The organism is Sedimentibacter saalensis, assembly GCF_007830175.1.
Taxonomy (GTDB): domain Bacteria; phylum Bacillota; class Clostridia; order Tissierellales; family Sedimentibacteraceae; genus Sedimentibacter; species Sedimentibacter saalensis.
Genome location: NZ_VLKH01000002.1, coordinates 12981 through 29784, shown reverse-complemented (window position 1 = coordinate 29784; position 16804 = coordinate 12981). Strand labels below are relative to the sequence as shown.

At 35.7% G+C, this 16804-nt stretch carries 17 protein-coding genes; 2 read left to right on the top strand and 15 right to left on the bottom strand.

From position 1 onward, the window contains the following. Positions 1-6: 6 nt before the first annotated feature. Genes infB through LY60_RS03050 form a run of 5 tightly spaced genes read right to left on the bottom strand, consistent with a single transcriptional unit; the run spans position 7 to position 4372 of the window. Entirely contained in the window at positions 7-2265 is a 2259-nt protein-coding gene (gene infB / locus LY60_RS03070) for a translation initiation factor IF-2 (RefSeq protein ID WP_145079867.1), read from the bottom strand. Between the two features lie 15 nt (positions 2266-2280). Beyond that, positions 2281-2577, bottom strand: coding sequence for a L7Ae/L30e/S12e/Gadd45 family ribosomal protein (locus LY60_RS03065; RefSeq protein ID WP_145079864.1), 297 nt, complete (start codon positions 2575-2577; stop codon positions 2281-2283). Continuing rightward, a complete protein-coding gene (gene rnpM / locus LY60_RS03060) occupies positions 2570-2839 on the bottom strand; it encodes an RNase P modulator RnpM (protein ID WP_019226978.1) in 270 nt (89 codons plus the stop codon). Before rnpM ends, LY60_RS03065 begins: the two co-directional genes overlap by 8 nt. Next, positions 2836-3897: a transcription termination factor NusA gene (gene nusA / locus LY60_RS03055; protein WP_019226977.1), complete on the bottom strand. Its 1062-nt coding sequence runs from the start codon at positions 3895-3897 to the stop codon at positions 2836-2838. The genes rnpM and nusA overlap by 4 nt, the downstream gene beginning before the upstream one ends. A gap of 10 nt (positions 3898-3907) precedes the next feature. Further along, positions 3908-4372 (bottom strand): ribosome maturation factor RimP, encoded by a 465-nt coding sequence (locus LY60_RS03050; RefSeq protein ID WP_019226976.1) that lies wholly within the window; start codon positions 4370-4372, stop codon positions 3908-3910. Between the two features lie 527 nt (positions 4373-4899). Between LY60_RS03050 and LY60_RS03045 the strand changes: the two genes are divergently transcribed. Beyond that, positions 4900-6006: a KamA family radical SAM protein gene (locus tag LY60_RS03045; RefSeq protein ID WP_145079861.1), complete on the top strand. Its 1107-nt coding sequence runs from the start codon at positions 4900-4902 to the stop codon at positions 6004-6006. A gap of 92 nt (positions 6007-6098) precedes the next feature. Further along, entirely contained in the window at positions 6099-6776 is a 678-nt protein-coding gene (locus LY60_RS03040) for an MgtC/SapB family protein (protein WP_145079858.1), read from the top strand. A 146-nt stretch (positions 6777-6922) separates the two neighbouring features. Here the strand turns inward: LY60_RS03040 and ispG are convergent, their stop codons facing one another. From ispG to topA, 10 genes are all read right to left on the bottom strand, one after another. Then, the gene (ispG, locus tag LY60_RS03035) at positions 6923-7984 is read right to left on the bottom strand and encodes a flavodoxin-dependent (E)-4-hydroxy-3-methylbut-2-enyl-diphosphate synthase (protein WP_145079855.1); all 1062 of its coding nucleotides are present in this window, start codon (positions 7982-7984) and stop codon (positions 6923-6925) included. 131 nt (positions 7985-8115) lie between these two features. Further along, positions 8116-9360 (bottom strand): RIP metalloprotease RseP, encoded by a 1245-nt coding sequence (rseP, locus tag LY60_RS03030; RefSeq protein WP_145079852.1) that lies wholly within the window; start codon positions 9358-9360, stop codon positions 8116-8118. A 15-nt stretch (positions 9361-9375) separates the two neighbouring features. Then, positions 9376-10143 (bottom strand): phosphatidate cytidylyltransferase, encoded by a 768-nt coding sequence (locus LY60_RS03025; protein ID WP_145079849.1) that lies wholly within the window; start codon positions 10141-10143, stop codon positions 9376-9378. Positions 10144-10155: 12 nt separating this feature from the next. Then, positions 10156-10878, bottom strand: coding sequence for an undecaprenyl pyrophosphate synthase (locus tag LY60_RS03020; RefSeq protein WP_145079846.1), 723 nt, complete (start codon positions 10876-10878; stop codon positions 10156-10158). Between the two features lie 67 nt (positions 10879-10945). Next, positions 10946-11131 (bottom strand): hypothetical protein, encoded by a 186-nt coding sequence (locus tag LY60_RS03015; RefSeq protein ID WP_145079843.1) that lies wholly within the window; start codon positions 11129-11131, stop codon positions 10946-10948. A 2-nt stretch (positions 11132-11133) separates the two neighbouring features. After that, positions 11134-11691, bottom strand: coding sequence for a ribosome recycling factor (gene frr, locus LY60_RS03010; protein WP_019226968.1), 558 nt, complete (start codon positions 11689-11691; stop codon positions 11134-11136). A 2-nt stretch (positions 11692-11693) separates the two neighbouring features. Continuing rightward, complete coding sequence (gene pyrH / locus LY60_RS03005; protein ID WP_019226967.1) at positions 11694-12407, bottom strand: UMP kinase; 714 nt, start codon at positions 12405-12407, stop codon at positions 11694-11696. A 77-nt stretch (positions 12408-12484) separates the two neighbouring features. Continuing rightward, entirely contained in the window at positions 12485-13399 is a 915-nt protein-coding gene (gene tsf / locus LY60_RS03000) for a translation elongation factor Ts (protein ID WP_145079840.1), read from the bottom strand. 85 nt (positions 13400-13484) lie between these two features. Next, entirely contained in the window at positions 13485-14249 is a 765-nt protein-coding gene (gene rpsB, locus LY60_RS02995; RefSeq protein ID WP_145079837.1) for a 30S ribosomal protein S2, read from the bottom strand. 192 nt (positions 14250-14441) lie between these two features. Further along, positions 14442-16637: a type I DNA topoisomerase gene (gene topA, locus LY60_RS02990; RefSeq protein WP_145079834.1), complete on the bottom strand. Its 2196-nt coding sequence runs from the start codon at positions 16635-16637 to the stop codon at positions 14442-14444. Positions 16638-16804: the final 167 nt, after the last annotated feature.

Here is a 16804-nt window from a genome sequence, read left to right as displayed (position 1 = left end):
TTTATACTATCTCTTTATTTCTTCCATAATATAGGCTTCAAGAGAGTCGCCTTCTCTTAAGTCATTGTATTTTTCTATGCCTATACCGCCTTCATAGTTCGAATTCAACTCTGAAACATCATCCTTGAATCTCTTCAGTGAAGAAATTGTTCCGTCATGAATAACTATGTCGTTTCTCAATACTCTTATTTTTGATTTTCTAGTAATTTTTCCGCTTGTTACATAAACTCCGGCAACAGTACCTATGTTAGGAACTTTGAATGTCTGACGAACATCTGCTCTTCCAAGTACAACTTCCTTGAAAATTGGAGCAAGCATACCCTTTACGGCCTGCTGGATATCTTCTATTGCCTGATAAATTATGTTGTACGTACGTATATCAACATTTTCTCTCTTTGCAAGTTCCATGGCTGCAATTGAAGGTCTTACGTTAAAACCTATAACTATTGCATTTGAAGCCGAAGCCAGAAGAACGTCATTTTCATTTATTCCGCCTACACCGCCGTGAATTGGATTAACTTTAACTTCTTCCATGCTCAGTTTTAGAAGAGATTGCTTAACAGCTTCTATGGAGCCGCTTACATCCGCTTTAATTATGATGTTCAGATCTTTAACTTCACCCTTTTGTATTCTGTCAAACAAGTCATCCAGTGAAACTTTTGAAGAAGCGTTCATGTGTTCAATATGTCGTTTGTCTTTGCGTTTTTCAGCTATGTTTTTAGCATCTTTTTCGCTGTCCATAACAACAAGGATGTCTCCTGCATGTGGAGTTTCAGAAAGACCAAGTATCTCTACAGGAACAGATGGACCAGCCTGATTGATTCTTTTTCCTTTGCTGTTGAACATTGCTCTTACTTTGCCGTGAGCGCTGCCTACAAGAACAACATCACCTTTGTTCAATGTTCCTTTGTCTATTAATACTGTAGCAACAGGTCCTCTTCCTTTGTCAAGTTTTGCTTCAATGATTGTTCCTTTTGCTTTTCTGTTTGGATTTGCCTTGAGTTCCTGAACTTCAGCTACAAGAAGAATCATTTCTAACAAATCTTCAATACCCATGTGCTGCTTTGCTGAAACTGGAACGAATATTGTGTCTCCGCCCCATTCTTCAGAAACAATTCCTTGTTCTGAAAGCTCCTGTTTAACTCTGTCAATATTTGCAGCAGGTTTGTCGATTTTGTTAACTGCAACTATAATAGGAACTCCTGCAGCCTTTGCATGGTTTACTGCCTCTACTGTCTGAGGCATAACTCCGTCGTCTGCAGCAACAACCAATATTGCAATGTCTGTAACCTTTGCTCCCCTTGCTCTCATGGATGTAAAAGCTTCATGTCCCGGTGTATCCAAAAATGTAATTTTCTTGCCTTTTATCTCAACCTGTGAAGCTCCTATGTGCTGAGTAATTCCACCAGCTTCATGTTCTGTTACGGATGTATTTCTGATAGCATCCAATAAAGATGTCTTGCCGTGGTCAACATGACCCATTACAGTTACTATTGGAGGTCTTGGCATAAGATCTTTTTCATCGTCTTTGTCATCCTTGAACATGGAATCTTCAAGATTTTGAAGTTCATCAACCATTTCAATTTTAGTAACCTTAGCACCCAGTTCTTCACCTATTAACACAGCTGTGTCAAAATCAATTTCCTGGTTCATGTTTGCCATTATTCCAAGAAGTATGAGCTTTGAAATAATTGCATTAACAGGAACACCCAGCTTGTCGGCAAAAGTTCTTACAACTATAGTGTCTTCCATTTCCACATTTTTAATCTTCACTTGATGTGATTTCTGCTCAGGCTCAGCAGGTTTTTGCTGCTGGTACTGTGGCTTGTTTTTCTGCTGGAAAGGCTTCTTCTTGTTGTTAAAATTGTTACTGTTGTTATTTGAATTGTTGTTATTGTTATTGCTGTTATTGTTGTTTGAATTGTTGTTTCTTGTCTGCTGCTGTGCTTTTACAGGCTGCTGTACCGGTTTTTTGACCGGTGAGATCAGGCTCTTGTCAACTTTTTTAAGTTTTGCCTGGTTTAAATCAATATGTTCATCTACTAATGGTTCATCGTCTATTATAATATTTTTACCGCCTTTGACTGTCTTTGTTGTAGTTTTATTGTTGTTAATTAAATTTAATGCTTTTCTGAGCCTTATTACTTCAAGGTCAGTTAATGAACTCATATGGTTTTTAATTGAAATGCCAAGTTCCTGTTCTGCAATTCCAACTAAATCCTTACTGTTCAAGTCTAATTCCTTTGCAAGTTCGTATATTCTCATGCAACCACCTCCGGTTTATAGGTTATTTAGTAAGTATGACGCAATGTTCTCGTCATTTACCGAAAGAACACTCACCATCTTCCTCCCGAGAAATTTACCCAGGAGTTCCTTTTCTCCATACTCTATATGTTTGCAATTGAATTTGTCGCACACATACAGAATATTTTTTTTGGTTTTTTCTGATGCATCTGCTGCAATCAAAACCAATACACTTTTATTTTTTTCTATATTCAAACAAGTCACATCATATCCGATAGCAACTTTGCCGCCTTTGTTTGCAATGCCGATCATTGAATATATCTTATTATTCATTCTTGGCAATCTCCAATTTTATTGATTCATATATTTCTTCAGGAATTTCTGCTTCAAGAGATTTTGACAATCTTTTTGTTTTTATTGCTTTTTCAAAACATTCAGTTTTTTTGCAGATATAAGTGCCTCTGCCGTTAATTTTTCCTGTTGAATCAAATAAAATTTCATTATCTTTGTTCTTAACTATTCTGCACAATTCTTTTTTTGGAAAGCTCTCCATGCAGCCAATGCATTTTCTCATAGGTATTTTACGGGTTTTCATACTTCCTCCTTAGAGTTTCTTTCCTTCTCCTGCATTTCGCTGATAATATCTATTTTCCATCCTGTAAGTTTTGCTGCCAGCCTTACGTTTTGTCCTTCCTTGCCTATGGCAAGAGAAAGCTGATTGTCCGGAACAACAGCAACCGCACTTTTTTCTTTTTCATTTGCTGTTACCTTGACTATTTTAGCAGGTCCAAGGCTGTTTGCTATAAACTTTTCAGGGTCCTTGTCATAAATTATTATATCAATTTTTTCCTGACAAATTTCATCAATTATATTTTTAACTCTTGTACCCTTGTTTCCTACGCATGATCCAATAGGCTCAACGTTAGGGTCATGAGTGAACACGGCAATTTTTGTTCTGGAGCCGGCTTCTCTTGATATTGAATATATTTCAATTGTTCCGTCGTGAATTTCAGGAACTTCCAGTTCGAACAATCTTTTTACAAGGTTCGGATGGCTTCTTGAAAGCATTATGCTTGCGCCCTTTCCAGAGTTTTTAACTTCCACTATTACAGTCTTGACTCTGTCTCCAGGATTGTAAACTTCTCCAGGTATCTGTTCATTGGCAGTGATTACGCCTTCAATTTTTCCAAGATCCACATAAATGTTTCCCTTGCTTTCTCTTTGAACAACTCCTGTCAATATGTCTGACTCCCTGCCATAAAATTCGCTGAAAATAGATTCTCTTTCAGCTTCTCTTATTTTTTGAAGAATTACCTGTCTTGCAGTCTGAGCAGCTATACGTCCAAAATCTTTCTTTGGCTTTATTTCAATTTTTACTACGTCTCCCACTTCATACCTTGAATCTATCTTTCTGGCATCTTCCAATGATATTTCAAGATTCTCGTCATTTACATCTTCTACTACATTTTTATCCTGAAAAAGTTTGTATTCACCGTTTGCTTCATCTATGTCTATGCTGAAGTTAGTTGCCTTAGCAAAATTTTTCTTGTATCCTGTTTCAAGTGCAGCTTTTATAGCCTCCAACACTACGTCCTGGCGAATTCCTTTTTCTTTTTCAAGTTCGCTTAACGCATTTAAAATCTCCTTGTTCATATATCCTCCACTAAAAATCTTCTAGAACTCTGTTTATTTTTGAAATATCTTTAACTTCAATTTTAATTTGTTCTTCGCCCGCTTGTATAATTACTTGATTATCCTGTTTTTCAGAAAGTATTCCTTCAACTGATTTTCTGCCGTCAATGGGTTTGTAAAATTTCACTTCAACAAAATTACCTATGTTTTTCTGATAATCAGCATCTGTCTTGAAGGGTCTTTCTACTCCGGGAGAAGAAACCTCCAGAAAATACTGTTCTTTTATTAAATCAACTTCATCAAGTTTTTTATTTAGTGCCCTGCTGACATCTGCACAGTCGTCCACAGTTATTCCTTCAGCTTTATCCAGGTAAACTCTCAGATATTTAAAAGGACCTTCTTTAACATATTCAATGTCCACCAGTTCAATTTCCGAAGATCTGATAATATCTTCTACAAGGTCCTGAACTGATGATTCAATAGATTTTTTGTTCATTCTCTCTCCTTATCTCGTTATGTAAGTATACAATCAGAAAGAGTGGGATATCCCACTCTTTCCGTCAAAAATCATCTTTTGTGTAGTATAACACAAAATTTACGAAAAATCAAATATAAATTTAATTTTTCGTAAATTATTGAATAAAAATTAATCATAAATCATTCTAGTTATGTAATCAGTTATATTAATCAAAACATTTAAACAACATAAGTTCAATTTAATATTGCAGTCACAAAAAAATTATATCATTGCCTTACCATTTGACGTTTCGTACTCTTACGATTAGTAATAATTTCATTAATTTTGATGAAAAGCTTTACCAAATTCAATTTTAATGATAAAATAATTAACAAGCGTAACATTTAATCCTAATCAATTACATGAAAGATTATCATATCTCAAAAACTACTCTACAAATTCTTTTTATTATCAGTTAAATTTCTTTGACATAGTATTATTTAACTTTAGATTTGCTGTTGAAATTTTTGATATATGGTAAATTAATATTATTAAAGGAGAACCATATGGAATGGAAAAAAGAATTGGAAACTAACATCAAGACTGCAGAAGGGGTTAAAAAGGCATTGAACTGGGACCTAAATGCCGAAGACGAGGAAAAATTAAAAAACATAATAAAAAGATATCCTATGTCTATACCCGAATATTATTTGTCCCTTATAAATCCCAATGACCCAGAGGATCCTATCAAGAAGCTGTGCATACCTTCAATAAAAGAAACTGATCTAAGCGGCAGCCTTGATACAAGCGGCGAAGCCAGCAACACTGTTGTAAAAGGACTTCAGCACAAGTACAGACAGACCGGAATGATACTATCAACCAGCAAATGTGCCATGTATTGCAGGCATTGCTTCAGAAAGCGCCTTGTTGGCCAAAGCGATGATGAAATCAACAACAGCTTTGATGATATAATAAATTACATCAACAATCATGAAGAAATGACAAATGTACTTATTTCCGGCGGAGATTCTTTCATGAACTCCAATGAACAAATTAAACATTATTTAAGTGAATTAGTAAAAATTGATCATCTGAGTTTTATCCGCTTCGGCACAAGAACACCGGTTGTTCTCCCTTCAAGGATATATGGCGATGAAGAGCTTCTTGAAATACTGAGCCATTACAACAAGCAAAAACAAATATATGTAATAACACACTTCAACCACCCAAATGAAATTACTAAAGAATCAGTTAAAGCAATTGATGCATTGAAAAAACAAGGAATAATTGTAAGAAATCAAACCGTGCTTTTAAAAGGCATTAACGACAATTCAGAAACACTTGCCACTCTGCTCAGAAAACTTACAGAAATCGGAGCTGTTCCTTACTATGTATTTCAATGCAGACCTGTAACTGGAGTTAAAAATCAATTTCAGGTACCTTTCAAAACATCATGTAAAATTGTAGACGGAGCAAGAGCTCGTCTTAACGGCATAAGCAAAAGCTTCAAATATGCCATGAGCCATCCAACAGGAAAAATAGAAATTCTTGGAGAAATCGAAAACAATAAAATTCTTTTTAAATACCACCAGACAAAATATGACAAAGATCAGGGAAGAATAATGGCTATTGAAGTAACAGACGACCAGGCTTGGCTTCCGGATGTTATTTAATTAATTAAATCCAAAATAATTTATAAATATATACACCCAGACAATGATTTGCTATAATATATAGTATTCAACAGTGTCAAAGGAGTGTTAAAATGGAAATGTTGCACGAGTTAAACATTGTTTCAATTTCTTTTCGTGTATTTCTGTCGCTTATTTTCGGAGGAATAATAGGACTGGAGAGAAGCAGAAAAAGCAGACCTGCGGGTTTTAGAACATATATGATTGTTTCACTTAGCTCCACTTTGGTAATGATGACAAATCAATACATGTTCATCCATTATGAAGGAACAGACATAGCAAGACTTGGAGCTCAGGTCATAAGCGGTATAGGCTTTCTTGGAGCTGGTGCCATAATAGTCACAAGCAGATCTCAGGTCAAAGGACTTACCACTGCTGCAGGTTTGTGGGCATCTGCATGTCTTGGTCTAGCCATAGGAATTGGCTTTTATGACGGAGCCTTAATAGTTGCCATTTCAGTATTTCTTGTCATTACAGTCTTTAAAAAACTTGACAACTACCTTACATCAACAAACAAGGCCATCACAGTCTATACTTCATTTTCATCCGTTGAGAGCTTTGACAAATTCATTTTATATTGTTACAAATCAAAATATAAAGTACGTGACATAGAAATTACAAAAAACCCTCATCTGAACGAAGCTGCAGTTGTGGCTATTTTGCAGCTTGAAGCTGACAAACGCCTGAACCACGTTGAAACATTGCAGCATTTAAGTTCTTTTGACGGATTAATTCACATAGAAGAACTGTAAGTTAAAAAAGTTGCTCCGCAACTCTGCTAGGGGGACCTATGTCCCCCTTCGGCGCAAAAAATACTAACGTATTTTTTGCTGAGCACCCCCCCTTGACGGCAAGGGCGTCCCGCCCTTTGCAATCCCCGTTTTTTATATAAAATGTTTTACATCTTTTCGATTTCATCAAGAAGAGTGTTTACAATGTCTTCTTCCTTTATTTTTTTGATAATCTCGCCTTTTTTAAACAAAAGCGCTTCACCCATGCCTCCGGCTATTCCTATGTCAGACTGTCTTGCTTCTCCGGGGCCGTTTACTGCGCAGCCCATTATTGCAACAGTTATGGGTTTATCTACATTTTTAAGCCCTTCCTGAATTTTTTTCGAAAGTTCTATAAGCTGTATTTTTGTTCTTCCGCATGTGGGACATGTTATGTAGTTAATTCCGAAATTTCTAAGACCAAGACTCTTTAAAATTTCTCTTGCAACCTTTACTTCTTCTCTTGGGTCGTCAGTTAATGAAATTCTTAAGGTATCTCCTATACCGTCAGCAAGAAGACTTCCAACTCCAATGGCTGAGCGTATGCTTCCTTCAAAAAGAGTTCCTGCATGGGTTATTCCAAGATGAAGTGGGTAATCTACTTTCTTTGCCATGCTTCTGTAAGCTTCAATGGTCATTTTAATGTCTGTACCCTTCATGGAAATTACAATGTTGTCATAATCCAGGTCTTCAAGGATCTTAACATGTTCAAGAGCAGATTCAACCATACCTTCAGAAGTAGGAACACCGTTGTATTTTTTAAGTATTTCCTTGTGTATGCTTCCTGCATTCACGCCTATTCTTATGGGAATATTTCTTGGTTTGGCCATTTCCACGATTTTTTGCACCCTGTCAATGCTTCCAATATTTCCGGGATTAATTCTTAATTTATCGATGCCGTTTTCTATGCTTTTTAAAGCCAATCTGTAATCAAAGTGAATGTCAGCAACAATAGGTATGTGTATTTGTTTTTTAATTTCCTTTATAGCTTCTGCATCTTCAGCATCTGCAACTGCAACCCTTATTATTTCACAGCCTGTTTCTTCAAGTCCTAAAATCTGATTTACCGTCGATTGTACATCCTTCGTGAATGTGTTTGTCATGGACTGCACAGGAATTTTAGCTCCTCCTCCAATTTGCACATCTCCGCACATGACTTTTTTACTTTGCCTTCTTGTTATAGTATCCATAAATCCCTCCGTACAAAAATAATGAAGAATTAATAATTAAGAGTGAAAAATTGATGAAAGGATTTGTGCTCGCACAAATCCTACCATTAATTCTTAATTCTTAACTCTTAATTCTTAATTAAAAATGCTTTTTATATTCTAAATAATCTGAGTATATCCTTGTATGTTATGAAAAGCATGAAACCGATTAACACAACAAAACCTATGAAATGAATGTATCCTTCTTTTTCCACGGGAATTGATTTGCCTCTTACAGCCTCAACAACAAGGAATACAAGCTTGCTTCCGTCAAGTGCCGGTATTGGCAATAGATTCATGAATCCAAGGTTGATGCTGATGAACGCTGCGAGGTTCAAAAGTGATAAAATTCCGCTTTCTGCAGCTTCCCCTACCATTGAAATAACCATTACAGGCCCTCCAAGAGAGTCGCTTCCAAGCTTTCCTGTAACCAGCTGAGCTATTGTTTTAAACATCAATTTAATGAAATAAACAGTCTTGTATGCTGATGATGATATAGCTGTTGAAAAAGACTTGTCAAGAGCTGTATTGAATTTCACTGAAATTTGTGTTTGAGGAACAATTGTAAAATCCATTGTTTCACCGTTTCTTTCAACGGTGATCTTTACAGCCTTATCTGAAGTTTTTTCAATGTTTGAAGTTATTTCTTCCCACGAACTGACAGGAACATCATTGATTTTTGTTATTACATCTCCATCCTTTATACCTGCTTCATATGCAGGAGATGTAACATCAGAAGGAGACACTGTTGTTGTTGTTTTTCCATCTACAAGCTTTGAAGTAACTCCAACAATTTTTCTGTAGTTGTTTGAAATTTTAGCTTGTTTTAAAACTCCGTCTCTTTCGTACTCCACTGTGTAATATGTATTGTCCGGATTTGTAATTTCATAATAAATATCTTCCCAGATGTAGGATTTGTCACCATTTACAGAAACAATACTGTCTCCGGTTCTTAGTCCTTCTGCATATTCATTAGAATTTTCATCAATAAAGTCAATTGTATTTCCGTAAACTCCAAAAGAAAAAGCAACAATTAAAAATAATGCAAGAGCCAATACAAAGTTCATTACCGGTCCTGCGGCCACAACTTTAAATCTCTGCCATACTGACTTTGTGGAGTAACTAGTGGAAGTTTTTACATCTTCTTCTTCGCCTTCCATTTGCACAAATCCACCTATGGGAATGGCTCTTATGGAATAAACTGTCCCGTTTTTTTCCCTTTTCAGAACTGTAGGTCCCATACCTATGGCAAATTCATATACTTTTATGCCTACACTTTTTGCAGCCTTGTAATGTCCAAACTCATGAACCAGAACTATGGCTGAAAAAACAAGTATAGATGCTATTAATGTTAACAATATATTCCCTCCATGTTATAAGAAGTGACGAACAAAGTAATAAACAACCGGTGCCACGAAAAGCACGCTGTCAAATCTGTCAAGTATTCCTCCGTGTCCCGGAAGCATGTATCCAAAATCCTTTATTCCGTGTTCTCTTTTTATTTTTGATGCAGCCAAATCGCCTGCAATTGAAAATACAGAAGCGCTGACACTAAATATTATAATGTAAATATATTTATTTATGCTTAAATAATTAAAATAAATTAACGATAAAAGCGTGCTTCCTATTACACCGCCAATTGCACCTTCAATTGTTTTATTGGGACTAACTTCGGGATACAACTTGTGTCTTCCGAAAAATCTACCTGTAAAATAAGCAAATGTGTCTGATCCGAATGCTATTATGTACACAAGCCACACATAGACAGAACCGTTCATAAGCATCATGTGGTACATAAAAAACACTACATAGCATCCTATAAATACTATTTCTGAAATTTTCTTTATGTCTGTTTTTTTATTGAACACAAAAATCAGAAAGTTCAATGATATGTACATGAATAAAAAGAAATCAAAAAAATGCTGGTATTTTGTTGTTTTTTCTATGAATAAAGCAATTGCAAACATATAGTTAACAACAGCTCCGTAATCAAATCCGTTATTGAAAAATGCTTTTGAAAGCTCATATATTCCTATGCATATAATACCAAAATACACAAAGTCATAAAGGGTACCTCCAAAATATGTAACAGCAGCAATAAATGCTCCCCCTGCCACTCCGGTCAACACTCTTTGTCTCATAACAACACCGCCTTAATTTCCGAATCTCCTTTTTCTTGCTTGATAGTTAAGTATTGCTTTCAATAATTCATCTTTTCCAAAATCAGGCCACATTATATCCGTAAAATAAAACTCTGTATATGCAAGCTGATATAAAAGAAAATTGCTTACACGCATTTCACCGCTTGTTCTTATTAACAAATCCGGATCTGGCATGTCATGGGTAAACAAATATTTCTTGAAGCTATCTTCATTTATTTCATCTATGTCAATTTCATTGTTTTCATAATCTTTAACTATGTTTTTTACAGCATTTATAATTTCGAATCTTGAACCATAGCTGAGGGCTATGTTCAAATGAAGTGTATGATTGTATTTAGTAAGTTCCACAGAGCGTTTGACTTCCTGCCTTGTTTTTTCAGGTAAATCGTCCATGTTGCCCATCATTGTTATCTTAACGTCATTTTTATTTAAGTAGTCAAGCTCCTTTACCACAAATTCCACCAGGAGATTCATCAAATAATCGACTTCTTTTTTTTCTCTTCTCCAGTTTTCAGTTGAAAATGCGTATACAGACAAATATTTTATGCCTATGTCAGCGCAGTTTCTTACCAAATCAGTAACTCTTAAGGCACCTTCTCTATGTCCCATTTTTGTAGGCAGATTTCGTTGTTTTGCCCATCTTCTGTTGCCGTCGAGTATTACTGCAATATGTGCAGGAATTGTACCACTCAGCACTTGCTCCTCTAAATTCATAATATCCTCACCATTTCTCAAAAAATACACTAAACAGGCTTATGAAATCATAAGCCTGTACTTCAGACTAATAGTATGAAACATACAAAGTTACATAATTGTCTTTGTAATGTTCCCTTATGACATACGGCTTGTGAAGTTCATTGAATTTTTTATTCCAGCCGATAATTTTCTTTATATTTATAATCTTATTGTTGTTTTCTTCTAATATTTTAAGAGCTTCTAACAGCGGGTAACCAATTAAAGTATCCATTGTTAAACCTCTAAAATTTCTTTTTCCTTTTCCTTGTAGATGTCTTCAACAAATTTGATGTATTTATCAGTGAGCTTTTGCATGTCCTCTTCTGCTTTTTTCAGATCATCTTTAGTAATTTCACTTGATTTTTCAAGTTTTTTCAGTTCTTCGTTAGCATCTCTTCTTATGTTTCTCACTGCAACCTTAGCATTTTCTGTTTCTTTTTTTACAATCTTCAGAAGATCTTTTCTTCTTTCCTCTGTTAAAACAGGAATAACTAGTCTGATAACCTTTCCGTCATTAGAAGGTGTGATTCCTAATTCTGATGCTAAAATTGCTTTTTCAATTTCTTTTACCAAGCTTGCATCCCAAGGCTGTATCATAATTGCTCTTGGTTCCGGCACAGATATGTTTGCTACTTGGTTAAGGGGGGTCATTGTTCCGTAATAACTTACTTGAATTTTGTCAACCAGTTTAGGATTTGCTTTACCGGCTCTGATTGTGGCAAGGTCTTCTTTAAGAAAACCCATTGATTTTCTCATTGTTTCTTCTGATTTTGCTACTACTTCTCTATACATTACTACGCCTCCTTGATTATTGTTCCTATATTATCTCCCATTACAATCTTTTCGATGCTTTCCGGTTGTTCAATTCCAAAGACCAAAATAGGAATTTTGTTATCCATACACAATGACGTTGCTGTGGAGTCCATTATTTTCAAACCTTTATTCAACACATCTATGTAATTGAGCTCGTCATACTTCACTGAATCCGGATTTTTGTTAGGATCATCGCTGTAGACACCGTCTACGCCGTTTTTAGCAAGGAGTATTATATCTGCATTTATTTCTGCAGCTCTTAATGCTGCTGTAGTGTCAGTTGAAAAATATGGATTTCCGGAACCACCGGAAAAAATAACAACTCTGCCTTTTTCCAAGTGACGTACTGCTCTTCTCCTGATGTAAGGCTCTGCTATTTGTCGCATTTCTATAGCAGTCTGAACTCTGGTTTCCACGCCAATCTTTTCTAAAGCATCCTGCAAAGCAAGTCCGTTGATTATTGTGCCCAGCATTCCCATGTAATCAGAAGTTGTTCTGTCCATGTCTTTAGCACTTGCACCTCTCCAGAAGTTTCCTCCTCCGACTACTATAGCAACTTCAACTCCCATGTTTATGACATTCTTCACAACATTAGAAATTCTAGATACTATTTCAGGGCTTATGCCATGACCAGCATTGCCGGATAAAGCTTCTCCACTTATTTTTAATATTATTCTCTTATATTTGCAATCCATCTTATCCTCCTGAAGACTGTATTTTTATTAATGGAGAACTTAAAAAAGTTCTCCATTTGTATCATTTTCTATCAGGATTATTTACCCATTTGTTTTGCAACTTCATCAGCAAAGTTTTCTGATTTCTTTTCAATGCCTTCGCCAACTTCAAATCTTTGAACTCCGGCAATTTTTATGTCTTTTCCTAATTTAGCAGCTGTGTTTGCAATAACTTTCTTTACTGTTAAATCACCATCTTTAACAAATGCTTGTTCCAACAAACATACTTCTTTCAATTCTTTCTGAAGTCTTCCTTCAACCATTTTTTCAACAATGTTTTGTGGTTTTCCTTCATTTAATGCCTGAGCAATAAGAACTTCTCTTTCATGTGCAATGAATTCCTGATCAACATCATCAGTAGATATGTATTTAGGATTCATAGCTGCAACCTGCATTGCAAGGTCTTTTCCAAGAACTTCAAGAGCTTCTTTGTCTCCTTCTGATTCAAGAGCAACTATAACAGAAATTTTTCCGCCGCCGTGAATGTAGCCTACAACTGCTCCGTTGTTTACTTTTTCAGCTGCAAATCTTCTGATTGACATGTTTTCGCCTATTTTAGCGATTTTGTCAGTCAATGTTTCCTGAACAGTCTTGCCTGATTCAAGAACAACAGCTTTTAACGCTTCAACGTCTGCAGGAGTATTTTCAACTACAACCTTAGCAACGTCCTGTACAAAGTTATGGAATTCTTCATTTTTTGCAACGAAGTCAGTTTCTGAGTTTACTTCTACTACAACACCTGTTTTTCCGTCTGCAGAAATTATAGCAGTTGTAAGACCTTCTGCTGCAATTCTGTCAGCTTTTTTAGCTGCTTGAGAAAGTCCTTTTTCTCTCAAATAGTCTATTGCTTTTTCCATGTCTCCATCTGTTTCTTTTAAGGCTTTTTTGCAGTCCATCATACCTGCATTAGTTTTATCTCTTAGTTCTTTTACCATTGAAGCTGTAACTTCCATTTAAATACCTCCAAAATTTAAAAAAGCAAGGCGTAAGGAAAAAATTCCTAACCCCTTACTTTGATTTTTATTTTATTTTTTATTTTTATTCTTCTATTTCTGTTTCTTCAACTTTTTCAAGTTCTTCTTCTGATACTTCATCTTCAACTTCTTCTTCAGTCAACTGAACGCCTTGTCTTCCTTCAAGGATAGCATCAGCAATTGTAGCTGTTAAAAGTTTTACGGCTCTGATAGCATCATCATTTCCAGGGATTACATAGTCTACTTCATCAGGATCGCAGTTAGTGTCAACTATTGCAACAACTGGTATTCCCAATATTTTAGCTTCCTGAACAGCTATTCTTTCTTTTCTAGGGTCAACTATGAACAATGCTCCAGGAAGTTTTTCCATGTTCTTGATTCCGCCTAAGAATTTTTCAAGTCTTTCAGCTTCACCTTTCAACTTTATAACTTCTTTCTTAGTTAAAAGAGCAAATGTTCCGTCTTCTTCCATTCTCTTCAACTCATTGAGTCTGTCAATTCTTCTTCTGATTGTCTGGTAGTTTGTAAGCATACCACCCAACCATCTTTGGCTTACAAAGTGCATTCCGCATCTTGCAGCTTCTGATTTAGTTGATTCCTGAGCTTGTTTTTTTGTTCCAACGAACAATACTTCTTCTCCGCTTGCAACAACTTCTTTAACAAAGTTGTAAGCTTCGTCTACTTTATCGCTTGTTTTCTGCAAGTCGATTATGTAGATACCGTTTCTTTCTGTAAAAATGTACTCTGCCATCTTAGGGTTCCATCTTCTTGTCTGATGACCAAAGTGAACTCCTGCTTCCAGCAATTTTTTCATGCTAATTATTGCCATTATTTTTTCCTCCTTTTGTTTTACCTCCAGAAATATCATCCCGTGCAGAAGACCTTTCGGCACAACTCCTGCACAATCTAAATCTGTGCGTAATTATGTTTAGTATAACACAGCCATTTTTCAATTGCAACAACAAATTGTAAATTAATTGCATATTTTATTGAAAGCTGCATAAAGTCAAATTATTAAAACTTATTCTTCTGTTTTCCCGCATTTTTTATTGATGCATGTTATCTTGTTATCTTTAATAACCATCATCTCACCGCACACAGGACATTTTTCTTTTGTTGGTTCAAGCCATGACATGAAATTGCACTCAGGATAATTTGTACATCCAAAAAACCTTCTTCCAGCCTTGGAAAACTTAATTGCAATCTTGCCGTCGCACTTGGGACAATTCACATCTATTGTTTTTACTATAGGCTTAGTGGTCTTGCAGCTAGGATAATTTGAACAGGCAAGAAACTCACCGTATCTTCCTTTTCTTTTGAGCATCTTAGCTCCGCAAACTTCGCAAACTTCATCAGTTTCCTCAACAGCCTCTTTGCCTCCCAGAGGTTTTGTATTCTTGCACTCCGGATAGTTTGGGCATGCCAGAAATTTACCATACCTTCCCTTCTTAATAACCATGAAGGCACCGCAGTTCTCGCACTGTACATCGCTTACTTCATCCTTAATTTCAATTTCTTCCATTTCCTTTTCGGCAACGTCAAGTTCTTCTTTAAAGTCCTTGTAAAACTCATTTATTACTTCATGCCATTCAACCTTACCGGAAGCAACTTCATCAAGCATATTTTCCATTTCAGCTGTAAACTTTTCATTTATTACCTTGGAAAAATACTTTTCCATCATTTCAGTAACAAGAAATCCCATGTCAGTAGGAAAAAGACTGCCTTTGTCCTTGACTATATATTCCCTGCTTGTAATGGTTGTTATTGTAGGAGCATATGTGCTTGGCCTTCCTATTCCTCTTTCTTCAAGATCCTTTATAAGGCTTGCTTCCGTGTATCTTGCAGGTGGCTGTGTGAAGTGCTGCTCCGGAGATATCTGGCTGATTTCTAACATCTCACTTTTCTCAACTTCCGGAAGAAGCTTGCTTTCCGAATCATCTGAATACTTGTAGACTTTTTTATACCCGTCGAAAACCAATATTTTACCACTTGCTTCAAAAATATTTCCGTTTCCGTCTAAAAGAACCTTTGTAACATCATATTCTGCATCAACCATCTGACATGCAATAAATCTTTTCCATATGAGGCTGTAAAGCTTGTATTGGTCTGATGAAAGGCTGTCCTTGATGAGATCAGGATTTTTGTTTACATATGTTGGCCTTATGGCTTCATGGGCATCCTGAACCTTGTTTTCATTTTTCTTAGGCTTTGTGAACACCCTGTTCATGTAGTATTTATCACCGTAGTTTGAAACTATGTAATCCTTGGCCATTGTCACTGCTTCGTCAGAAAGTCTGAATGAGTCAGTCCTGATGTATGTAACCAAACCTACGCTTCCTTCTCCCTTAATGTTGATTCCCTCGTAGAGCTGCTGCGCAATCATCATTGTTTTCTTTGCCGGGAAGTTAAGCCTTCTGTTTGCTTCCTGCTGCAGGGTGCTTGTTGTAAAAGGAGCGCTTGGTTTTGAATAGCTCTTTGTTTTTTCAGTTTTATAGACGGATATTTTTTCCGTATCCATACTATTTATGATTTCTTTTACTTCATCTTCATTTTTTATTTTTATTTTGCTTAACTTATCATTTTTAAGAATTCCCGCATACTTGGCAATAAACTTTTTTTTATTTTTTTTAACTTCAAGTTCCAGTGTCCAGTATTCTTCAGGAACAAAATCCATTATTTCTCTTTCTCTGTCTATTACAAGTTTCAATGCAACAGACTGTACTCTTCCGGCACTCAATCCCTTTTCAATCTTTTTCCACAACAGAGGGCTTATATTATAACCAACCAATCTGTCTAGAATTCTCCTGGCTTGCTGGGCATCAACAAGATCAATATTTATTTTTCTGGGATTCTTGCTTGCTTTTTTTATGGCTTCCTTAGTAATTTCATTGAACTCTACTCTTATATCCTTGCTTTCATCAAGATTGAGTATTTTAGCCAGATGCCATGAAATTGCTTCACCTTCTCGGTCAGGGTCCGTTGCAAGATACACGTTGTCTGCCTTTTTTGCTTCCTTTTTAAGTTCCTTTATTACATCCCCTTTACCTCTTATGGTAATATAGTTAGGTTCAAAATTATTATCAACATCAATGCCAAGCTTGCTTTTGGGCAAATCTCTCACATGACCAACCGAAGCTTTAACAGTATAGTTTTTTCCTAGAAACTTAGCAATTGTCTTTGCTTTTGCCGGAGATTCAACTATTAACAAATTATTCATTTTTCCTCCAATACCTCGTATACGTTTAATTTTAACAATAATTACCGTATAATTCTATTATAACATATAATAGATTTTTTTATTTGTCAATAGCTTATCAATTAAGCAAAAGACTCATCATTCATTATTATTACAAAAAATATGTATCATATATTTATTCATTTAAA

Coding starts and splice junctions, on each gene's coding strand:
- infB (WP_145079867.1), bottom strand. CDS start 2,265: ATGAGAATATACGAACTTGCAAAGGAATTAGACTTGAACAGTAAGGAT.
- LY60_RS03065 (WP_145079864.1), bottom strand. CDS start 2,577: ATGAATAATAAGATATATTCAATGATCGGCATTGCAAACAAAGGCGGC.
- rnpM (WP_019226978.1), bottom strand. CDS start 2,839: ATGAAAACCCGTAAAATACCTATGAGAAAATGCATTGGCTGCATGGAG.
- nusA (WP_019226977.1), bottom strand. CDS start 3,897: ATGAACAAGGAGATTTTAAATGCGTTAAGCGAACTTGAAAAAGAAAAA.
- LY60_RS03050 (WP_019226976.1), bottom strand. CDS start 4,372: ATGAACAAAAAATCTATTGAATCATCAGTTCAGGACCTTGTAGAAGAT.
- LY60_RS03045 (WP_145079861.1), top strand. CDS start 4,900: ATGGAATGGAAAAAAGAATTGGAAACTAACATCAAGACTGCAGAAGGG.
- LY60_RS03040 (WP_145079858.1), top strand. CDS start 6,099: ATGGAAATGTTGCACGAGTTAAACATTGTTTCAATTTCTTTTCGTGTA.
- ispG (WP_145079855.1), bottom strand. CDS start 7,984: ATGGATACTATAACAAGAAGGCAAAGTAAAAAAGTCATGTGCGGAGAT.
- LY60_RS03025 (WP_145079849.1), bottom strand. CDS start 10,143: ATGAGACAAAGAGTGTTGACCGGAGTGGCAGGGGGAGCATTTATTGCT.
- LY60_RS03020 (WP_145079846.1), bottom strand. CDS start 10,878: ATGAATTTAGAGGAGCAAGTGCTGAGTGGTACAATTCCTGCACATATT.
- LY60_RS03015 (WP_145079843.1), bottom strand. CDS start 11,131: ATGGATACTTTAATTGGTTACCCGCTGTTAGAAGCTCTTAAAATATTA.
- frr (WP_019226968.1), bottom strand. CDS start 11,691: ATGTATAGAGAAGTAGTAGCAAAATCAGAAGAAACAATGAGAAAATCA.
- pyrH (WP_019226967.1), bottom strand. CDS start 12,407: ATGGATTGCAAATATAAGAGAATAATATTAAAAATAAGTGGAGAAGCT.
- tsf (WP_145079840.1), bottom strand. CDS start 13,399: ATGGAAGTTACAGCTTCAATGGTAAAAGAACTAAGAGATAAAACTAAT.
- rpsB (WP_145079837.1), bottom strand. CDS start 14,249: ATGGCAATAATTAGCATGAAAAAATTGCTGGAAGCAGGAGTTCACTTT.
- topA (WP_145079834.1), bottom strand. CDS start 16,637: ATGAATAATTTGTTAATAGTTGAATCTCCGGCAAAAGCAAAGACAATT.